Raw genomic sequence first — 23,014 nt, 5'->3', positions numbered from 1 at the left:
TTAGGAAATTTTGGTTAGGAGACTGTTTTCGATTGTCGTAATGATGTCGGCGATGCGTCCGCCCACCAGATAATATTGATGGGCTGACCTGCCTTTCAAGTTGAAGCTTTCCGGCCGCAGCAACTCGGCACCCAGCCGTTTATACATTCGGACGAGTCCGGCATTGCAAATCGCAAAATACTGGTCGTAGGAGGTGTTACGAACCACCCACAGACTGAAATTATAGAACAGATAGGCGTGCAGTTCCTGGTTGCGGTATTTCTCATCGATGTATACCCGGTTTAGCTGTAAGGTGCGTTGTGCATCTACAGCGAAGTGCATGTCATCGGGTAGGGCATCGCTGAATTCCCATGCGCCGTCCACGATGGGAGAGGCCCTGCAACTACCGACAATCGACTTGTCCCAGCAGTAAAAAAGGTAGGAATGATCGTCGTACCCATCTTTTGCCACATGGCCATATTCGTTGGTTTGAAACAAATACGGGAACTTATCCCGTGCGATTTCATACCTTGAATCGTAAATGCATTTCTTTTCTGTTTCTGTTTCGGCCAGCTTGAATGTAAGGCTGGTCTCAGGCGTCACGGTACCCTCGATTCTGTCCATGTGCGTAAAGGATTTACGTCGTTAAACCTTCGTTTCGAAAATGGGAATAGTAGCCACTTTTTCAGAAGCGGACTGAATTCCCTCTTGGGGCACCAGACCCCTGATGTTGCTGTATGACAGTAAATGTAGGTACACGAAATCAATCATTTACACGTATAAATACCTGTTTTTCTGATCCACTGCCTTTTTTTTGGAGGATTGCGGTTACGGATTACACAATGGATACGGCATGGTGAATAGGTGTAGGTAGCGTTAAAGTACGGTGTGTAAGGCCGGGAAGACAGTAATTCCGTTGTGCAGCATCTGTTTTTTTTCTACTTTCCCCCAAAAAAGCATATGAAAAAAGCATTACTCTTCCTCTTTACAATGGTATCCGGCGCCACTTTTGCCCAAACTATTTTTAGCGACGATTTCGCGTCGTACACCTCCGGCCAGCAATTGAGCGGCCAGGGCCCGTGGTCCAACAACTCCTCACAACCGGGCGGATTGGGCAATTGCACGGGCGCCATCTGCCAGAATGCCAAAATCGTCGACCAGGCGATCGGAGCCGAGGGATATGGATCCAGTGCGAAGTCGTTCAGCCTTACGCCTGATACCGATGGCTGTGGCACCTCGTTTACGCCCTTTACGCAGAATGGCAGCCTGTATGTTGGAATGGTCATCAACATCGCGAGCGCCCAGTCGTCGCCGGTTGATTTCTTCCGGATTTCGAGTGGCAGCAATTTTACGACTACATTCCGGATGTTGGTGCAGCCCAGCAGTGGCACCACCTACACGATTGGTATCAGCAAGGGCAGCCTGGGGAACCCGATTGTGTATACCGCCAACTCGTATAACTACGGAGCCGATTACCTGCTCGTTTTTAAATATACCCAGGCATCAGGTGCCAACGACGATACGCTGGTGCTGTTCGCCAACGCGAATTTCAGTGCAGGCGAAATCGGCAATACGGCATCGGCTACCACTTTTGCGGGTTCCGATCAGTCAGGTAATATCGACCGGATCACGTTTCGCCAGAACGCCGGCCCGGCGGGTATGCCAACAGGACGGGTGGGCCTGGTAAGCATCGCCAACAGTTGGGACGATCTCAGTTTCAGCCTGTCGACGCCTGATTTTGGACGAAATACGCTCTCGGTTTACCCGAACCCGGCCCGGAGCCTGCTTACCATTACAAGCGATAGGACGATTTCCGATCTGTCTGTACTGAACCTGCTCGGACAACAGATGCCTGTACGATCATTGGATCGTTCGTTCAGCCAACTGGATGTGACAGGATTGGCGAACGGTACGTATCTCGTAAAGGTTACGACTGCGTCGGGGACAGAAGTGCGTAGGTTCATCAAGGAATAATTACCTTACTTAGCAAATAGAGGGGGTCTCAAAGGGCCTCTTTGCCGCGACAGCAAATGCCATAAGGGGCGTTAGTGACGTAAAAAACCGTACTTCTGATGAAGTACGGTTTTAGGCATTTTTTAGAAGTCCGAAACACGCCATCTTAGGCGCGCCACAGTAGACTGTCGGCCTTCGCACTACTGCGGGTTGCACCCTTTATTGTGGTTATCCCAGTGTCTGGATATTGCTGGCACCGATTTCATTTAACTCGATGTAGCTGCCGTCTTTTAGTACCGGGGTGGCACCGGTGGCCGCACTGAACTGAATTTGCGGAACAAATGTAGATCCGGTAGCGCCGGTCCTGATTACGCCCTCGAATTCAATGGTGGTGGTTGCAGCCGTACTGGTTGCATTTAGTATTTTCATGCCCGCGCTGGAAAGTTGTCCGACTCCCTGTGACGTGATCATGGCATTGGCCCCACTCGAGAAAATGCGCACGACATACTGGATGGTGCCTAGCGCAATATCCCCGCCGGCGAAACCGATAGCTGTTGTGTGGGTGGTGGTACCGGTTGTCAATAGGTATTTTCCCTTGAACATATAGGTTTTGTTAGTACCCAAGGTAATATTAGCAAACGTACTCTGTACGCTGTTATTATCTAATAACACGACAGTGTTAGGAATTGGAATCCGCAGTATCCGCGGCGTTCCCGGGACAACTATGTCTTGAGAGCCATCAAAAGGAACACCATTGATGTTTTTTGGAGCGGCAAGTTTAGTAGCGGTTCCGGCATTTCCACTAATGGTGGTGACTGCCGGAAGCGTGATATCCTGGGAGCCGTCAAAAGGAACGCCATTGATGCTTTTTGGGGCAGCCAACTTGGTAGCCGTTCCTGCATTTCCGGTGATGGTCGTTACTTGTATGTCGCCCGTCGTCGGGTTGGCAGCACCACCATTCACGGTTAGGTATTTTCGGGCGACCTTTTTCGCCCCCAGAACGGTCACGAATTTATCATCGCTGGTGCCGGCATTGATGTCGGTGTCTGTTGCCTTGTCGTCAAGGATATTCACATTACTCTCGATCAAGTCCGCGAATTCATTTGCAGTAGGCATCGCCCCTGTTAAGAAGTAATTCCTTAGAGCCTGGCGTATTTTCTTTATGGCCATTTCGTTTAATTTTAGTTGGTTTTTATTTATCGTACAATGAACGTGTTTCCTACAATCATTCCCTGGGATCGGTCTTCAGGCGCAATTCCACCTATCGGCGCCCATGTCACTTCGTTATAGATGGTGAGGATACGCTCTTCGCGGCTGCGCATACCTGCCGTGTTCTCCGCAATGACTTTGAAGTGGTGATACAGTTTCGTGCCGTCAGCTGACAAGATGTTCAAACTGGATGTATTGAAGTCGGTGTCAACCAATTTCAGGTAGAGCCGGTTGTTTACCGATGTGACCACGCCCGTTTCCGTCCAGACACCTGCGCCATCACTGGTATACACATGGTATTTCCCTTTCTCGAGGCGATCAGCCGCAACCCGTGCTATTTCAACCCAGTTGCCCTGCGTGTTCATCTTAAAGAGGAAATAGTTGCCTTTATAGGCGGTTTCGTTCCAGTTGAGGATGATGTACTCAAGCTGAGAGGCTGCGGGCAACAGCGGTTCAGACTGATACTTGACCTCTGGCGATGGTGGCGAATAATTCTCGACGATATTGGTCATGACCAGTCGCGAGGCTTCCGACGGCGTGTAGTCGACCACGAGTACATCCGTAGCGTCATTGTACTTTATGATTCGGGAGACCGTGAGGCGGTAGAATAAGATGTCTCCGTATGGAACCTCTGGCAGGTCCGAGAAATCGTCGGTAAACACCCATTTGCTTTCATCCGTTAAGCCCTCGGTATCGAGATCTATGACCTTAACCAGTTTCATCGTCCGGACAGAGAGTGCATCTTCGGCATTATCCGCCCGGTATATACTGATCTTCCGAATGTTGTGTGCTTTTGGATACGAATTGATTTCAAGTTGCACGGAAGGCGGGGTATTCAGTACGCGATTCTCTAATACCGGTATGATGCGTAGAATCTCAGGTGCCGTAGGCGGAGCCGTATTGACCAAGCTGACGGGGCCAAGAATAGCACTATACGGGCTGGTCTTCATCTGTTTGTTGATTTCGCGCACCGCATAGAAGTACTTGGCATTCGAAGCGCCGTCCAGACCAAAGTCGGTGAATCGGGTACTGTGCCTGTTGGCTGAATTCAATTTTCGACTGGCCATCGGTGCCATATCGAATGCAGGGTCAGAAGGCGGAAGCAACTGTCCGTTGCGGTCGCGCACTACCTGTTTTTTCGGAATAGGTTGGTAATCGCCGGTCTTGACATAATCATAGATAACGGGTACTTCCGTAAGCGGCACAAAGCAGTTTAGGAGTACGTCCCGCAGGAAGTCGCGATACAAAAGTTGTCCATTCCGCACCGAATTGTCGGGATTCAGGACTTCCGGGATGATAACGGTGTCGAGTTTCAGTTCTGTACCTCCGAAAGTTACCAGCACGGAGCCGCTGACGACCGTACGGGTTAGATGGCCGACTGCGCTTGGTTGGTTTGAATAGAATTGGTTGTGCGCATCGATGAAGTCATTGATGGCATCTATGAATTTGATGTTGTCAGGCATCGGGAGCCGGCGTCCCTGGAAGTAGCGGAATCGGCCGTTTTCATCCGGGAAAAGCGGATCGTTAGGTACCTCGTTTGTGTAATTGTAGTCAAAGCCCAGAAGATTGTTCCATCTGTCTACATAAAAATCCTCATCTCCATTCTGGAAAATATCCTCCTGGATTATGTCAACCGTATTGCGTATCGGCAAATGGGTCAGGGGATCGTATGCGACGGAATTGTCATATATAGCCCCTAAAAACTGAACATCACTTGCGCGATTAAACTGAACAGAATGCGGCTTATGAGGCGGAGTTGGATTATTCGTAGGTCCGTATACGGTTTCGAAGGTATAGGATGACTTTCCAAAATAGTCCGGTCGGGTTGCATACATTCCGCCCGATGGTTTCTGCGGCTGAACGGGTTCTTTTACAGCCTGCGCAAACATGACAGCAGGCACCGAGAACGGAGACAGGAAATCTTCGGTATTGTCGAAAGGGAATTCATTCGGATTATCGTGACTCCGCAACCCGAAAATTGTATACCTCACATCGTCATCGCCCGATGGCAGTACATTTTCCTGCACCAAGCTGAGCGCCGGATCTTTATAGAGGTATACTTTATAACCTGGATAATAGTTGACATATTGAACGTTAAACATCACATTATCAGGCATGACCTTTCCTTTATAAGCGGCCAGCGTCGCTGCGTAGTCAGGGCTGAAAACATCTTTTGGGAAGGTAAGGTCTTCGATATACAGGACGAGATCGGATGTGGTGCCGATGTTCTCGGTACGGACGACTTTGAAGTTCTTTCGGTATCCAGGGTCAAAGCCATCGTCATTCCATGTGTGGAGGCGGGCAATTCCGTTATACCATTCTACCGAATTTTGGCGATCGGTACGATACTGCGAATGCTGGTCAAGATGGAAGCCTGGAAAGGTCACCTTGTAGAGCCCTACGTGTTTCTTGACGGTAGGGTCATTTGCCGGATTGCCATCCTGGTCGATCGAATTGTAGAGTTTCTCGACGATCTTCTCAATCTTCGCCGACTCAAAAACGCCCCTAAACTTCTGTACGTACGTATTTGTACTACAGTCGGTGCTGGTAACGATGATTTCCGGCTCCCGGTGTTCTGTGGTAAGATCGATATGTACGTTAAAGGCGTTGGCCGGATTAGGCGCCCCCCATGTCGGCTCATTCTGCATGTTCTCCACCACGACAAACAGGCTGTCTGCAGCGGGTTCTATAAGATTAGTCGGATCGGACTGGGTAGTGAGGTTTACCAGTGCACCGCTGATATCGCTCTTGAATACCGTAAATCGCGGATACAATGACGATGTATCGATGTCGTGGATCACATATCCCACACCGTCGACCAAAAAGACGCTTCCTATGAAATGCTGCGCCGCGCCGGGCGGCATGACCGGTACAATCTGTTCGTTATAAGTAGGAGGGACCGTCTGTGGCTGAACCGACGTGTCGATTCCAGAGCTGTAAATCGGGAAGATATCGGTTTCAATGATAGAGAGCACTGCGTTACTACCGGGTAGTACGTGCTTGACCTTACCTGAAACACTCAGTGGTGCATGGTCACGGAATTTGATCCGGATGTCGTCCGCAAAAAGTTCGTGTTGACGCTCCATATAGTCTTCAATCGGCTCTCCGTCGATTTTATGATGGTAGTCTACCATTTCCTGAGCATGGTTATACTCAAAGGTCAACCGCACGAGTGTTCGGTCTTCCCCAGTTGGGATTGCTTTCAGCATTTCCTGTTCGGCTGCCGTGGTGAGCAACAGTGGGCGCTCTTCCTGGATGAGGGTAGCTACGATATTGGTGGGAGGCAACAGCGTATTCATGGCTTTGATGAGCGTTGTTTTGGCAATCGGTTCCCCAAGGATACTCGCCCTGTTGAACCAATTGATACCATAGGAGGTGTACTCATAGGTGCCACTGATGCGCTGCCGGTGGATATAAATCGGTTTTCCAGGTTCCGGAATCAGGATAGGTTTAGTTTCGTTGATGACCAGATCGGCATTGAAATAGGCAGGGTCATAGGCAAGTCCCGGACGCCTCCAATCGGGTACTTCGCTGTCAAGGCGGTATTTGAGCCCGGCGTAAACCGGCACCGTCACTTCAGATGAAATAAAAATGTCGTCTTTGTAATAGAAAGGCGCATTGACAGCTTCTTCGGGTAACATATCCGAAAACAGCGTATAAAACTGCGTCATTCCATCCAGTGAAAGCCCGTTTTCATCCGTAAGTTGGGTGGTTTCCGGAGATGGTTCGGGATCCTCTGGGTCGACTTCCGGTTCATAGAACAGGCCGTTTTCGATTCTGTTAAGGGTAACCGGTATCGGCAATCGCTGATCGCTCAACGACGTGGGCAGCGAACAGTAGATATGCTGCAGGGGACGTACGCCCAATCCGTCTTGCAAGTCCGCTACGGTATGGTAGTCAGACAGATACACGTACTGACCTTCCGCCGTATTTGGGTCCAAATCAAGGTGTCCTAAACCTAACATCCTTGCCACATGATAATCAAGCGAACCCATTTGCAGAATGTGCAGATTCGAGACTTCAAAAGTGTATTGTGTTGGCGTAGTGTTAGGTGTATATTCCGGATTACCCTCGGCCAAACAGGCGGCGACGTCATCATCGTCTTGTGTTGAAACGGTTTCAAGGGCAAGTGGGTTATCGGCGGCGTCACTCAACGCAATGTATTTCATGACCACCTGTTCGATCCTGTTTTCGGGGGTGACGCTGCTACCGTTCCATTTGGTTTTGTAGTTTTCTACGTTTGTCAGGTCTCCTTCTTTGTATCGCAACCAGTTTGACAGTACGTTCGGCTGGGGTTCCAGGCGTTCGAACGCTACGGAAGAAGCGGTAGTAAGCGCAAATCGTCCGAGAAAATCCCACGCGTTTACTTGGCTTGCATTGAAGATAAGGTCTGTGTAAAATTCGAATTCTACACTGGAAATGTGTGCATTTTGGGCCCGGAAACGCACACTCCGGATATTCTCGCTAACGAGTTTGGTATAGTTGAGATCCGTCAGGGCATACGTATTTCGCAACGACGCACCTTTTGCCGCCGAGATCTTGTTTTCGGCTACGGAAAGCAGTTCCAGTTTTATCGCACTTGGGCTGTTTGTCTCAATAAAAACGGGCGTTACAGCGAAGCTTAGCTCCGTTTTATTCTCGATTTCAATCAACGAATCGCCGTAGTTCTTAAGAAACGCCAATGAATCACTAAGAGGGTCGACTCCCAATTGATTTCGCACATAATTATACCGCGCGGTATTTCTAAAATGAACGTGGAAGAATTTCGATCCAACCGCATACCCCCAGTTTTTAGAGGCCGGTGTTTCATTGACTTGTGTAGGTGATGCGCTTAGATCAAGCAAGACTTTATTTTCTACATACGGCGTTCTGTAGATCCGTACAAAGTCGTTTGTTTTGTTGAAGTTAGCGGTAGAAGTGGCATAATTTCCTTTCGGAAGGTGGCCTTCCAGCGCACCCTTCAGCGTCCAGCGTAAGTGGATTCCCTTTGCACTGTCGTCACCTACAGAACCCGCTGCCTGCAAATAGAGATCGCCGGATTGAATTGAGACATTTTCCTTTATAGTGAAGGTGTTTTCACAGTTACAATTGCCCGTTTGCGAGAGGAGAGAAATAATGAACTGTAGGGCATTCCACGCATTTTCGTAGTTCTCGGCATTTGGATTGGCCATGAAGATTTCGAGTATCTTGATGGACGCGCTCAATTGACTTTGAAGACCGTATTCCGGATACTTGGTACTGAAGTCATCGATTTGACTTACAATCGCCTTGATACATTCCACAAACTTTTTATAGTCGGGGTCGTTAAGGTCAGCCGGATTCTGCAGACAGCCCGTCATAATCGCCGAAACGGAACTATATAGTCCGCACACATCTGGGTCGGTCACACAAGGACTTAACGTGTTGGGAAGACAAACGACTTCTTTAGAAGACGGAAACACGTCGGGAGAGATAGCTATAGGCAAAAATGGCACCGATGGTACCGAGGTGGTAAAGTTAGTCTCAATAACCCCATTCAGGTTCACGTCCGTCATCACGGCATTCGGGATGAGCTGGTCGAAACAACAGTTCAGTTCGAGATTCGTGATGCCCAAAAAGCCAACATTGTTTCCGTATTGTGTTTCGCCATACTGGTTTTGCAGCAATACGGTTTCGTTCGGTAAGACCTGTGTGATGAGGTTGTGCCCACCGGTGTAAGTGGCAAAGCGTTTGCTGAAAATTACCTCGAGGTTATGATTGAGTTTCGAAATTTCCCGGATGGGTTTGTTGGTATGTTCGACGTAGATAAAGTCATCGTTATGTGCGATGGATGAGGCACCATAAATCGTTTCTACACTTATGGTGCGCTGACTGGTCACCACGGGCGCTCCTCCTGACGGCAGGGCGTATTTGATAAAGTAACTGCTGCCTGCGAAAATCATATACTGGTTTGTGTATATGACATTGGTGATACTCTGGTCTACATTGACGTTGATCGGCGGTATGATAAACCGCCTTATAGGAACCAGGCTGAGGTTAAACTCAATGACCAATCCCGAACTCGGACTCTCGAAAAAATTTACTTTACGTGCCGAACCATAGGCAATAACCTTGTTGCCAAATGCTTGCAATCCGTGTATGAAGTAATTGTGCTCTTTGTTCACCAGTTTTCTTGATCCGGTGACATCGCCGTTCTGGTTGATCTTGATCAGCGTATTGACTTCGAGCGAATAATTATAATTTGGGTCTGACTCGGGTTGTCTTAAGACAAAAACATAGCTTTCCACGTCCACCCTTACGAAGGGAGAAGACCCATTATATTCAAAATAGTAAAACTCAGAACCACTGCCGAATAGTTTGCTCCAGATTACGTTTCCGTCCGGGTCAATCCGTTGAAGGAAGGGGAATGTATTGGTGGTGTTAGTACAATTGCCGGCTAGCAGCAGATCACCATTATCACACTCAATGATGTCGTGAAAAATGATAGTGGCGCTTCCCTGACTATACGATTTCTCCCAAACGATGTCACCATTCTCATTGAGTTTGGAGACCATCCCTTTCCAGTTGTCGGTCTCGATTGAGCCAATCACATACAAGTACCCCCCCAACTTTTTGGCGTTGTTATAATTGTAGCTCGTGTCTTTATTATATCTATTTATGAACGGCATGTGATCAGCGTATTAAATTTTTACTTGTAGGGTAATCGTGTACATGGCGGGTGCCTGCGGATTCAGGCTTTCTGAGGGCACTACATAGTTAGTGCCGTCCCAGATTTTGTATTTGAACCGCATGTTGAGTTTGCCAGAAATCTGCTTGCTCGAATGCATGATAAGCACCTGTGAATAATCTTTAGAATGCAGTATTTTGTAATCGGTATTCACAGCGGTTTGCGACCACACTTCCACGGTATCACTTACATCAGCAAGCGGCATCTTTGGATCATTGAACGGCTCCGGATTTCGAATGAGCAGGGCTATGGCTTTACCATCCGATGCGTTTCGGATGATGTTGATTTCCGTGCAAATCGCTTCGTCGAGTGGTTTCATTCCGAAAATTCCCTCGAGCAACCGGTCAAACGGATGTTGGTAGTTATTGGCGAAATTCGCCAGTATTACGGGGTCAAAGCCACTTACGGGCTGACCGATTATCGTATTGTACGCCCCGTTTATCTGGTCAGGCGACAGTGGTTGAAGCATCGTGAACAAGGCTTCTTTCTGCACCAGCGATCCGTCTATAACCTGTCCGTTTACGAAGCTCTCTACCTGTTGCTTGAAGGTTTCGTATCGGGATGTCTTGAACACAAACCGATGCACTTCCCTCGTTTGTCCGAGAAGTTGCTCGGGCGTTGTGGCAAATTCCGTATTGGTTGTATACATATTATTGACAATGGCAGTATACAACTTATTCGGCTTCAGGAATTTCGGCGTTATCGTAATGTACTCTGATTTCGGTTTGATAATCGTCGCCCCACCAATACAGTTCGGTGCATTGTACATCGCTTCGTATTGGCTCAACACAAACGGCACCTGTGGGTTTACATCTGACTTCCATTCTTCTTGGGTTTGAGGGATGGTTGTGATGGTTTGGTCGAAGTTGAGAGCGGGCGGATTAACAATTTCCGTTCCCTCAATCGGGTCCTTGATCACGATCTTCAAACGTCCTTTCTGACTTGGTTTATTGCGATACTCAGGCCATTCCCTGAAGAAATTCTTCGCATATGCCTTGTTGAAAAAGAGCGAAATACTGGTCGTATCGTCTTTATAGAACAATGGTTTTGCGCTCAGCAGGTTGCCGTTTGCATTAGGATACGACCTTTGGTAATCGATGTATTGGCTTAGCGAGGTGAGCGGGTATTTATCTGCGTGAGGCGCGATTTTAGCGATAGGTTGTGAGGCCTGTCCGCTTGGAAGATCATACACAGATCCGTCTTGGTTACGAATGATGCCTTTTGTGTCTTCGAGTATTTTTCCATTTATCGAAGACGTCAGCAGGATTGGACCCAAATCCGTATCGAGGTATTGCCCCGCCTTTAATGGGATATCGCCATAGTCGGATTTCGGATGCGTGTGGAAATATCCTACCGAACCACCGGTAGTAAATCCGTAGGTAAAATTGAAAGGGAACGAACCGGCAGTCTCAACGGTATCCCTAAGTTCAAACCTGACGTAGTAGTGCGTGTCGGGTCTCCATACAGGTTGGATATAGTCGGTAATACCCTTAATCGTAGCAGAGGCATCTTCTGAAATGGCTGTCTGTGACGGAATATTGATGTTATAATCGTAATCTTCTACCGTCATCCAGCACACTTCATGTAAAAGGGTGTAATCTGGATTTTGGCACAAACAGTTGCAATTGCCAAGATCATCCAAACGACTCACAATGGCCGCTACCGCATTCCAGGCTACGGTATACGACGGACATTCGCGTATGGTAAGCGATTCAGACCCCGAGGCGGCTTTTATGAACACCATGATGTCTGAAAGCGGTCGATCCAGCAGCGTCAGGAGATCATACGACGGATCAAAGTTTTGGATGAGGTCCCAAATGTAACCCATACAATCGACGAACGGATAAACAGGATGATCCGCGTTTTCCGCCCGGGTCGGGTCTTCCAGGCACTCGTTTGCGATCGAGAACACTTCATTATACAACTCACAAACCGCTTGGTCCTCTTTGCCGCAGGTGTCGATGAATATCGGACAAAACTCCATTTTTCTCGCAATCGTGGGCGAAGGTGAAGGTCGGCCTGACTTTAAGTCAATATTGAATTTCTCGATAGCAGGGGAGAAGTTCTTGAGTCGGGTTTCATTTTTATCCGGTTTCAGTGTCTCCAGAATTTCAGTAAGGCACGTCTGCAATTCTCTGTTGGCGTGGCCGATCACAGAACCAGACGAATTCGCGAAAGCATTGAACGTAAGTCGGTCGGTCTGCAGGTTGAACCTGAAATGGTTAAATCCGTTGCTCGGGTCTTTGTCAAATGAAATGGTTTTGAGCCATCGAATCGAGAAGTCAGTATCCATTTTGTATAAAACACCATTTTCGGCGTCGAATGCCAGGAGATAAAACCCATTGGCGCTGCGCTGCAACTGAGAAGTTTTTCTGCTGGTATTGTACAGCGTAAAGAAAAGGGCCTGATCACCTTCGGGGGTAAGTTCGGTAACGAACAACGAATCACTCTTGGTATGGTATCCTGACGCCAGGTACCGATCCGGGGCCAGTATGGCTACGTCGTGAATAACCGTTCCGGACTCTACCATGTAAACGGTATTTACCAACCCAAGGTTCTTACTGAGCCTTACGATGGCGCCATGCGTACCGTCTTCTTCAGAGAAGTGACCGGCCAGCACCAGACCCAGTGTGTCAACGGCCATTGCCGACAAATAGAAATCTTTTTGGACGACGTGTAGCGAAATGCCGTTCAGCGGGTTTCCTGCGGCACTGAACAGAATCACCTGTGGCGCTTTTTCAGTTGGCAAATTGCCGGAGATGCTGACATAGAAATTCGTGTCAGACAAAGACGCCATCAGTTGTACGGTTACGTTTGGATAATCCCAATTAAACTGTCGCGCCCAGTCAACTTCGCCGGAAGACTTTAATCCGATGAGGTAATGGTGCTTTTCTGTAGTGGCATACACTACATACGCGCGGCTGGTAGAAGAGGCCGACTGCTTGAGCTGGATGATTTTCCGGAAGACCATCGGGCTCTCATCCGGAATTACGTATTTCTTCTGCCAGATGACATCGCCATTCGCCGCGAGTTTGCTGACAAGCGCATTCGCCTGTGTCTGGCCGACAGCATAGATATACGGAATGCCGTTTTCGATGAATTCTTCGGAGTACCGGTAGTTAAATCGGTCCTCGTGGTCGTATCGGTTCACAAACGTGTTGAAGGTTTCAAGAGTACCGTCACCACACATCAATTGCTGCAATTGGTTTTCCAGAGAGGTAGTGTCTATGAGCTCTCCGTCGGCCAATTGTAGTGAAATTAGGTTGTTGTTTTCCGTAATCGCTGCAATTTGTTCGGTCAGGAGGGCGATCTGTATTGCGACGGCCGGATCATACAGCGGCTCTATAACGACTTTGATGACACCCCTCCAGTCGGGCTTGTTGTATTCAATGAGGGTATCAAGATCGTCAGCGGTTTTTTCGACGATATACGGGTCGTTTTGATTGATTGCGGTCGGGTCGGGATTGCCATACACCGGATTCAACAGTAAGTCGTTGGCCGCACTGGCAAGCGTCGCGTAATATTTAATCCGTACGCCGTGGGCGAAATTGGATATCTTCAATCCAATCTGCACCGCTGCATTCGGGAAGAGCACCTGCATCTGGTTCTGGTTGCTGAACTTCAGGCTGTGCGTGAGTCCTGGAAAATACGTTTCGTCGGTGACTTCTGCGTAGACATTGTCGAATGGATTGAGCAACTGGAAAGCGGCCTGATTCGAATAAAGCAAATGGTTGGGATTGCCACAGTAGAAGCGGCGTCCTAATGGCATGAATTCAAAGTTGGCGCATTTTTTCTCGATTTGCTGGCCCTCACAGAATAGCGTTGCGGCCGTAATGCCATATTGCTCAGGCACATACCATCCGGGTTGTCCTTGCTCGGTATATGAAAATGGGGTGGTCGCCAGTAATCGCACCATATTGTATTGACCATCCGTTTTCTGGAACTGTCCGATTTTCAGGTTACTGATGCCCAAATCCTGTGGATACATTGCTTCATACGGGTGATAATCCACCCACGATGAACCATTCCAGAATTTGATTTCAATTTTTTCAAGCGAATACCGGTGCTTCACCTGTCGGATTGGTTTGCCTTTAACAGTAGCATCCGGCGGGATGAGGTCGGTATAACGTTCGGCCGGATTGTTGATGCCACCGAGTAATTTCCGAACCGAGTTTCCGGTTACATTCGCTCCTGGCATAAGTCCTTTCTCCGTCTTGATATCAATGTAGGTATCAATGGGAATGATCTTATTGAGGATTTTGGCATCCAATTGACTGGTAATGCCAGTAGGGATGTGGTCGCCCAAATAGGCCAGCTTGAACTTTTCATTGGAAAGCATGTTGACTCCCGTGACCAGTTCCGCCATCTTGGTTTCGATGGCTTGTACGCTCATCCCCTGTGTTTTGATCATCGGGCTGATTGGGGTGCGATCCACCTGATTGTTGAATTCCCAAACGACATCCAGATAGCCTTTGAAGCTGAAGCTGAACACCCAAAGGATTCGGATTCGGACTTTATAATAGAACGATCCGAATATTTTGAACGGACGTGAGGCTTCTACACCGAACATGATGTCAACGGCCAGGTAAAGGCTGATGAACTTGATGTCGATGTCCGCGCCCACGCCGGCTTTCAGGTAGGCACCAAACTGAGGTCGTTCAAAGCTGATTTTTCCGCCGACTTCAATATAGGCCCATGCATGTACCCGGATGATGCCGTACTTCCGTTTGAAATCAAAATCGCCGCGTGCGCCCGCCGCAATTCCCTTGGCAGAAAGCATTAGGTAGCTTTTCAGCGTAATCAGTGATAGTACCCTGGCTGTAATAGGGTTCGTGTCGGTTCCGAAGTTGACGTACCACGGTTTCTGGTTCCGGAAGAAGAATCCGGCCTGTACATCGGCGTAAATACTGAACATGCTGCCACTGCTGGTCGGCATTTTGAAATCGGCACCAAAGCCCAACTCAAGAGAATCGTCGCCCACCGCAATGAAGGCGAAGAACGGCGGTTCCTGGGTGGCATCCAATCCTAAACGAGCTGAAAGAACGGCCGCCCTACCATCGATCATAAACAACGACGGAATCGACAGCAAGACCATAGCTCTGATATTCAGAACCGTGCCGTTGTCGGCCGAAGTGCCGAGCGATGCGCCTGCACCGATTGAAATAGGTGTTCCGGCGGCGGTCGTTTGATCCGGGCCGCTGAATTTGCGTACGTTTATACCTCTTTGAGGCGCTTTGTAGTATTCGTACCAGGTATTGACACCTGATACCATGCCAATGGCTTCTTTCTCGGCGACATAGCGATAGCCGAAGAGACCACGGAATCCGTAGATTCCGATTGGGCCAAGCGGTATAGGACCAGGGAAGTCTAACGACGCGTCGATCAGGAAGGCCGGGTATTTCGGCATGAGTTTCATATCGACGCTGCCGGTGATTTTCAATTTGGGCAGTTGCAGTTTCAGTCCGCCCGAGTACTCTTTCGAAACCCCTGGTTCCGGTATCGAAACCCAGCCATTTACAATTGCCACTGGCGTATTGGCCGGCAAAGTAAGGTCGAGGTAGAGGGTTTTGATGTGGAGGTATGGTTTCGGTTTTTCGTGTCCCTCGACATCGTCGGTGCAATAGTAGAATTTGACACCGTCGCCGCGGATCTCGACTCCAAGCGGATCGACACTGATACCACCGTCAAATCCGAAATAGTTGAACTTTCTCATAACGCCGTCCACCTCTTTCTGGTGGGAGCCGTAATGGATGGCCGTAACGGTAATCTCGACGGGTCCCAGATTCAAGACGATCGGCTTGATGAGGTTGATGGCGCCGCCCTTCAGTTCGATCGATCCGTCGCTGTAGATACGGAGGCGCTCGATTTCGATTGGGCCGAGGCCCATGGTTTCTTTGAGGAAGCCTTCGAATTGCAGGGTACCGGAGGTGCCGATGTAAAAGTTCTCCTCCTCCCGACCGAGTTCAACAGTCTTGAGTCCGTATGTAAAAACGTCTTTGAGTTGGATAGGATACGGTGGCTGGGCCGATGCCGTCAGGTTGAAGTCACCGTCATCGGAGAGGTGTCCTTGAATGTCGATATGCACCGGGTTAGAGGTGCCGGGGTACACAAATTTTTTGATTTCAAGTGCACCTTTGATATTCGAGGAGGTGACTTTATTTTGCTTGAAGGTAATATCGAATTTGGTGAATCCAATCCGGAAACCGCTGTCGCCCCCGACTTTTTTCCAGAGTGTAGGCACGGGATCGGGGTTACCTGTTGGCGTGAAGCTATTGACGAATAGTTGATATTCGACGATGTTTTGAAATGTCGTAACCGTACCAGTTACAGGTGGTGATTTGACGCTTAACGGAAACTTAAATGGATAGGACGGTACCGTCGTACTGTTCGGGAAAAGTTTTTGTTTGAGTTGGTTGATATCGTGCACCTGTATTTCTTCGACAGCGTCGGTAGTGCTATTCTTTTGAAAGAGCGTAACGGGATAGAGAAATTCGAATTTATCTTCAAAATAGTAGGGGTTAGGACTTGAAATGGCGATGGGTATGGCCTCCAGCATAAAGGTTCCTGATATGCCCCCCGTGCCAATAAGGAGATCATAGCCCCCGATGCGAAGTCCTGTTGAAGGCGTTCCCTGAACGGCATCATCCTGAAACCATCGCGCAGGCAATGTGACGCTCAGTGCCCGGGCGTATACGCCGGTGAAATCATCGGCCCTGCCGTCGGCGGTAGCTTCGGGAATATTGGTTTTTGTGCTAAGATCAAGCTTGAGGCTATCGATTTCAAGCAGGATGCCGGTTCGACCGATTTCGGCTGGTCCGGGATTTAGGGTTCCCGCCAGTTCAAGATTGTAACCAATGCCTGCTTTGGTGTCGGCATAGAGCGTGGCTTTAGCGAAATCGAAATAGGATTTTACGTTTTCGTCTTCCACTCGGGTCAGCACGCCGTTGACTTCCTCCCAGGGTACCAGTATGTTCCGCGGAAATTCAATCGAAGCCGCCAGTTCAAGTGTAACTCGTGCAACGGGTTTCATCAGTTGCAACAAATAGTCTTCTATATCGGCCGGAATCAACTCGCGAAAGAACGTATTCATTCGGTTTTTGGTTTCCTGTAGATCGGTCGTCGCCAATATGTAGGTTAGGAACACGATTTCGGACGCCGTTTCTCCAATCTTACTTTTTAGCGCTACAAGAAGTTCTGTGATTTTGTCGCCCGAAATAGGGTAGGGAATAGGCGCATCGAGCAGGTCCCCGAATTTAGAGTTGATGTCATCGACAAACTTATTTATGGGTTTTACCGAGATGTCGGGTACCGTCACCAGTGTATTGATTGCTTTTGCCAAAAGATCCTCTTCCGTCACATTGAGCACAACGAGACCTATGTCAAAAAACTCTCGTGGGGTGAAGGAAAATCCATTGAGGTCAAATGATTTCAGATAGGCCAGTATGGGCCAATGGTAGCGAACCGTTACCGGAAAGGAAGAGATGTTCTGGTCGTCGAAATCCCGGTTGAGGATGAATTTCAGGCCATAGATAAGATTTGCACTGATCCGGTCGCGCGTTACGATTCGGAGGCTATGAAACGCTGAAGCCCCGTCTGCGCTTACAGCCGACTGGTAGTCTTTGTAGTGAATTTTACTAAAAACATCGCTTATGACGGTTTTTATAAAATCGAGCGCATCTGGCAGGTCATCCAGTGTTATCAGGTTCTGTAACGAAGGATAATATCTTGGTTCGGGCACGTTGTTCGTCGGCATAGCTTTATGTTTTATTTCAGTCCCTGATGATTAGTATTTTCTTGCCAGTTTTTTTTTCGACGTCAAGGATGTCTGCCTGGCCATAGGCATCGCTGAAGCTTTTGTCATCAAATACCAGGAGCTTCGCAGTGTCAAGTGCCTTTCCGGTCTTGTCTTCGACGTAGTACTCCTTTCTGTCTTCCAGTACGACCTTCCAGACCACACCGTAATTCGTGTCGACATATCGGTATATAGCTGAATTGAGGGCGATTTGGTTTTGTTTGGTTGCGATTGTAAACGCTTTTTCGGCATCAAGGAATGTTTCGCTTTCCTGTTGTCCAATCAAACTTCCATCCTTTGCATATTTGTAGAGACGGATCGTTTCAGGAAGGCCTGTCGGTCGATAATCATATTGGATGAGCTTCACATTGCCATCCGGATAATAATTGATGATGATATTCAGATATACTTTTTGTTGGTCGTAGGCCGGGTAAGCCACTACGATAAACGCGCTGATCTCAGTCGGGTTCTTGATGGGTCGCATTTCCAATGACGCTTTTACCTTATCGGAAAACTGCATGACGAGGTACATATCCCGCGCGTAGGTTTCTACCACGCGGAAATCCCGTTTATGGAAATCCAGAAATGGCAATAGCAGCGAGGCGGTCTCGTCCAATTTTTGCCATTGCGCCGCGTCTTTAAGCGTTAAAGTGCAATCATCATGGTTGAACGAGTTGAACTGACTATCTACAGTTCGTATCGCATCGGACAATTGATCCCGTCTGATCGTAGTGGGATCAAACACAGGAACCATTGCACGAAACGCGTTTCCGAGGTCAAGCTCGAAAGGCGTCATTTGGCCCTGGCCGATTGCGCTTCCACACAGCAAAAGCACGATCACGACGATGACTGCAGTATGTAATTGACGGCTTTTCATGCTTTCACGGATTGGACAATTTATAGTAGCGATTCACAAAATCATCGACGAGTTTCTTTTGGTTCGCTTCAAACAAATAGGCGTTTAGGGCGGATTTGTCATTTTCATAGATGACTTGCCCGGTCCTGTCGTCGACGATTACTCCTTTTATCTTTCCATCCCCTGAATCACATCCCGGGAATAGCACGACCCAGTAGGCGTGATCGGGGTCAAATCCGCGGTAAATTGTCGCGGATTCCGCCTCAAGGAAGTAAAACATTTCCCGTATCTGATGCACAACTTCTATTTCGTTCATTCGGAAATTGTGGTCAAAGTCGAGTTTGAATATGATTTTACCTTTCTTATCAAAAAGGCGCCAAATGCCTGCTTCAAACCCCTCCTTATCAAAATAGCCCCCATAGCTTTGTTCGGAGCAGATGCCTCCGTCCTCATAGTAGCGAAATTCCGTCCGCGTATACACCTGATAGGAAATATCGTGCGACCAAAAACGGTATACGTCCGTAGCCTCACTGATACGTCCACCGGTGATCCAATAATCGATTGTGCGGTCAGGGAGTTCACAGGTTAATTCATAGTCTCCTTTATCGGGGTAGTTGCTTTTGTCAAATAATTTTACTTCTGCATCGGGCACATTAAAAGAGGCCTTTACATACTCTTCCAGTCGACGGCGATGGGTCTCCACGTTATCTTTTGCTTTTAGGAAATCCGGAATCGTCGGCACCTCGCTTTTCAACAGATCCTTAGGCAACGGGCTACTCTGCCCCTGCAATGTAAAAGGCATCGTCAGGCCAAATGCTAACGCCACGATATGGTGTGCGAAGGTTTTCATCGTTGAGCTGCCGTATTTCGTGCCAGTTCCCACTGCCAGTGATAGGTCGCGTGTCTTTGACTTAGGTTAGGCGTTGGGGATGGAGGCGTCGTAGGTACAGGGTTTGGGTCTATGTAGTCCATTATGTTTTCCGTACCGAAAGGCTGGTAATTGTACAGCGCATTTTTGTCGGTCTTATCGAACGTATGTGGGATACCTAGGCTGTGCATCATCTCGTGTGCGAGCGTGACACCATTGCCCGGTGCAATCTGAAACATCACGATATTGTTAGTTGTCGAGAACGAAAATCCACCATTTGGTATCAATGTCGCTCCGTCCGGACTGACCATGGCGCCAAGGTTGTTTATAAAGAAAATTTTTATCTGACCGTTCGTCCTTTCTCCCGCAGTCAACAAACCTTCCAAATAGGTGATAAGATTGGTCTGCCCGATGGGATTTGGGACTATCTGGCTTGTCGCAGCGTTCGTGTAGATAGTGGGTAGTACGCCTGCTTCGAGCGGATTGTCTCTCCAGTTCACCATTAAATCAATCTGGGCGTGTCCGAGAAAACGTCTTAGGTTCGTTTCAAGTTGAAGGTCAACGCTTCCTGGTGCCGTGCCAGTGAGTAATGCCTTCGTATAATCGGCTTGTCCCCAGGGTAATTGCATTTTTACCGGCACAAACAACGCCGTAACTTTAGGGTTTCCAGATCTAGGATAGTTGCCCTGGAACAGATTCAATAGTCCGGATAACTTAGGGGTTGTTTCGATGCCATAGGTTGAATATGCCCGAATTTGATTCACGACCCCCGTTTCGCCGCTGTTGGGACTTTTCAACGTAATGGACAAAGTGGTTGGCGCGGTAAGTTGGTTGACGTTGAAAATGAGGCGGGCTTTGCCATCAGTGGTTACTAAATTAGTGTGTGTGGGGCGATTGCTGGCAGGGGAGCTGAGCACTAATAAACGGTTATCATACTCGATGTATAAGGAACTTGGTGGAGTACCAACTTTAAAGTCTAATCGAAGCGTGCGCATATAGCGGGCATCAGTTACGGGTATATCTGCCGGGCGCCGGTTAATACTAAGCCACGCACTGAAATATTCAATATCGCTGTCGCTTGGGTTGAGCCGCCAGTTCATCGGGAAAGCACCGTATTCGTTTACTTTTAAACTATTATACATGTCGGGGTCCAGGCTAAATGACCCTAATGGATTATTTCCGTTCGTTTGCTGGGGCAGTATTCCCATGACATTCTTGAAAGGCGGATATCGAAACGGCCCAAATGATCGCTGGGTGTTGCGCATCCAGTCAAAACCATATTCCCCATCCCATACAGCATTTATAGGTCCACCCGGTGGAAGTGGTTTGAAGTTAACCGCCACATTGCCGAATGTGTCATAGTGTTCGAAAAGGTTTGCGTAGTTCACTGTTGTAAAAAACCGGCCGTCAGTGGCATAAACGTAAACCGGGGATGCTGTATTGAAATAGGTCACCTGTACCCCATTTGCATTGTCATAAGTAATACCTAGCTTATATTTCCGGCAGTCATCGACCGTATTGATGGTCACTTCCTCAAGTGCAAAATATGTGTTGAACCACACCGGGTCGGCTATGCCGATAAATAGCGACTTAAACTCGATTTCTGTAAGGCCGATCTGTAGAAAATTATTGACATAATCATTGTCATATAATAGATTCCGGAGTCCTAATACGGGGATGTTGACACCATTTTCCAGAATGCTTCCTCTCCATATTTTTATATCATCGTCAATGAGACGTGACTTTGCGGGCTCGTCCGAATACTCGTTTGGCATAACATCATAGGTAAGCACGTCAAGGCTGTTGTCGTAAATCAATGAGGCGAACGTATTTTTCTTATCTACATTGGAACAACCCGACACGAAGGATCGCCGTGAAACCAGGTTAGGGTCATCGGAATCAACCGGATATATCACATAGAGACGTGTGCGGGTATCGGTCGTGGGGGCTGCATCACTTCCGGACCCTTCAAAGACGACTTTCATTTCACCTACATAGCTCCGGTTCCCTATTTCATACAATTTCGGCTTGGTATGCACTATCCATTGTATAGGGCTGTCGGCGGCCGTGTCAAAGTCTTCAGGTTCAAAGATGCCCTTGACTTCAATAGGACCGAACAGATCGTTGTAATACAGGTCCAGGTCAACATGGCGCCGATACGACCCGTAAAATTGGTTGGCAAGCAACATATAGTTACTCGTCTGGCTATTGTCGGGCTTATAGAGAGGCTTGAATAAAGTGATAAACTGCATCGTCTGTGGACGAAGGAAGGAATGGGGATTCGCGACATCATTTATATAAAATAAATTAAGGTCTGCTCCTAGTGTGACTCCGATGTAGTCAAGAAGGAACCGCATAGAAACCCTGGCCCTGTTTTGGCTGCCGTTCTGGGGCCCCTGATTATTGTTGGTAGGCGTAGGGTTGGGCAATGTGAAATAGGTGGAAGGAAGGGTTTGAAATATTTTTATGGGCCACACGGGGGCGCTGAAATCCTCAAAGGGCTGCAGTGGTGTGTCTGCCACACCATCATTGTCGGCGTCTAATGCAGGTAGTATGGGGCCACTAGTACCCGGCACGAAAGGCGTATCGTTGTAGAAGTTGTACGATCTTCCCCTTTTACCTAAGAGATAAAAATACATTTTCCCCCTGTTGGCAAACTTTACAAGGACTTTCTCGTAAATCTCGGTCTGGTACGAGTTTGTGATGGGCGTTTGATACGCCTCAATCTCGCCCATATAGTACTTACGTACATCATCGTGTGCAATATGTGCTCCATAGAAGGCGGCGGGGTCAAGGAAATGATAGACATTTTCCATGAATATTTTCGCCGTAACTACGCCCGGACCGGCTGCAGGCAGATTGCCTACCGTAAACTGCGGATTGGATCCGTTAAGGTTTAGTATACATTCCTGGGCATTTACGTAAGCATAATCAAGATTGAAACCTGTTTCCGATACTTCCTGTTCGAAATCCCCAAAGTCAACAACAATCTCGAAACCCATCGTCGTGGGATCAAAGTCACCGAATGTTTCCCCTTTCTTAATAAGCGGAAGGTTAAAACCCTCTTTTTTATAGAACCGCTCAACAAGGTTACCGAAATCGTTGCCATTTGCCACGTAACCCAATTGACTGGCCAGAAATATGGGATTGGGAATGGTAGTATTGAACCTATTGAATTCCCCCCAGATACGCTTCAGGAAAGGCGTGGCTTGGGGGTCGTTTTCAGGGATGACGACGAGGTTTCCGTTATCGGTTGTAAAAAGGCTGTCGATCAATATACCCCGGTACACAAAAAACTTGATTTTCACCCCTACGTCAACGGGTTTGGATGGTTTCAGGAAAACATTGACCCTGTTTGTGGAATTGCCATATGGAGCAAAAAACAGATGTCCATCCGTTGTTGCGAACGCCTTGGCGTTACTGCTTGGTGTAAAGCGGGTGGTAATCCTGAACATCGTGCCGGGGTTTGCCGGGTCGGGTCCGTAAGCCTGTGCCGGAAGCTGACCATTTGGTAGCTTCGATAGTTCCGAAAAGAAATAGGTTCGGGGAATGGGCGGCACTTTTACCGTTTTACGGATAACCCGTAACGTATCGTCGGCGGGAAGCGTTGGGTCAATCTTGATGGTGAACTTAAACAGGCTATCCGGCATA

General features: G+C 48.2%; 8 protein-coding genes. 1 reads left to right on the top strand and 7 read right to left on the bottom strand.

The window, feature by feature from the left end; translation table 11 throughout:
• Positions 1 to 603 (bottom strand): hypothetical protein, encoded by a 603-nt coding sequence (locus MKO97_RS01800; protein WP_241104365.1) that lies wholly within the window; start codon positions 601 to 603, stop codon positions 1 to 3.
• A 336-nt stretch (positions 604 to 939) separates the two neighbouring features.
• Here MKO97_RS01800 and MKO97_RS01795 point away from each other — a divergent pair, with 336 nt between their 5' ends.
• Positions 940 to 1,953 carry a T9SS type A sorting domain-containing protein gene (locus MKO97_RS01795; RefSeq protein ID WP_241104364.1) on the top strand — a complete coding sequence of 338 codons (1,014 nt, stop codon included), beginning with the start codon at positions 940 to 942 and terminating at the stop codon, positions 1,951 to 1,953.
• 207 nt (positions 1,954 to 2,160) lie between these two features.
• Here the strand turns inward: MKO97_RS01795 and MKO97_RS01790 are convergent, their stop codons facing one another.
• The 6 genes from MKO97_RS01790 to MKO97_RS01765 are packed head-to-tail and all read right to left on the bottom strand — an operon-like array spanning position 2,161 to position 23,013.
• Positions 2,161 to 3,102, bottom strand: coding sequence for a hypothetical protein (locus tag MKO97_RS01790; protein ID WP_241104363.1), 942 nt, complete (start codon positions 3,100 to 3,102; stop codon positions 2,161 to 2,163).
• 26 nt (positions 3,103 to 3,128) lie between these two features.
• Entirely contained in the window at positions 3,129 to 9,788 is a 6,660-nt protein-coding gene (locus tag MKO97_RS01785) for a hypothetical protein (RefSeq protein WP_241104362.1), read from the bottom strand.
• Between the two features lie 12 nt (positions 9,789 to 9,800).
• The gene (locus tag MKO97_RS01780) at positions 9,801 to 17,600 is read right to left on the bottom strand and encodes a hypothetical protein (protein WP_241104361.1); all 7,800 of its coding nucleotides are present in this window, start codon (positions 17,598 to 17,600) and stop codon (positions 9,801 to 9,803) included.
• A gap of 16 nt (positions 17,601 to 17,616) precedes the next feature.
• Positions 17,617 to 18,516, bottom strand: a complete 900-nt coding sequence (locus MKO97_RS01775) for a hypothetical protein (protein WP_241104360.1) — start codon at positions 18,514 to 18,516, stop codon at positions 17,617 to 17,619.
• Between the two features lie 4 nt (positions 18,517 to 18,520).
• On the bottom strand, positions 18,521 to 19,345 hold the full coding sequence (locus MKO97_RS01770; protein ID WP_241104359.1) for a hypothetical protein: 825 nt from the start codon (positions 19,343 to 19,345) through the stop codon (positions 18,521 to 18,523).
• Positions 19,342 to 23,013, bottom strand: coding sequence for a hypothetical protein (locus MKO97_RS01765; protein ID WP_241104358.1), 3,672 nt, complete (start codon positions 23,011 to 23,013; stop codon positions 19,342 to 19,344). Before MKO97_RS01765 ends, MKO97_RS01770 begins: the two co-directional genes overlap by 4 nt.
• Position 23,014: the final 1 nt, after the last annotated feature.

The organism is Flavobacterium sp. HJ-32-4 (assembly GCF_022532105.1).
In the GTDB taxonomy this organism is placed as follows: domain Bacteria; phylum Bacteroidota; class Bacteroidia; order Flavobacteriales; family Flavobacteriaceae; genus Flavobacterium.
Note: the sequence above shows the minus strand (reverse complement) of the source record. Positions and strands in the feature narration are given on the sequence as shown.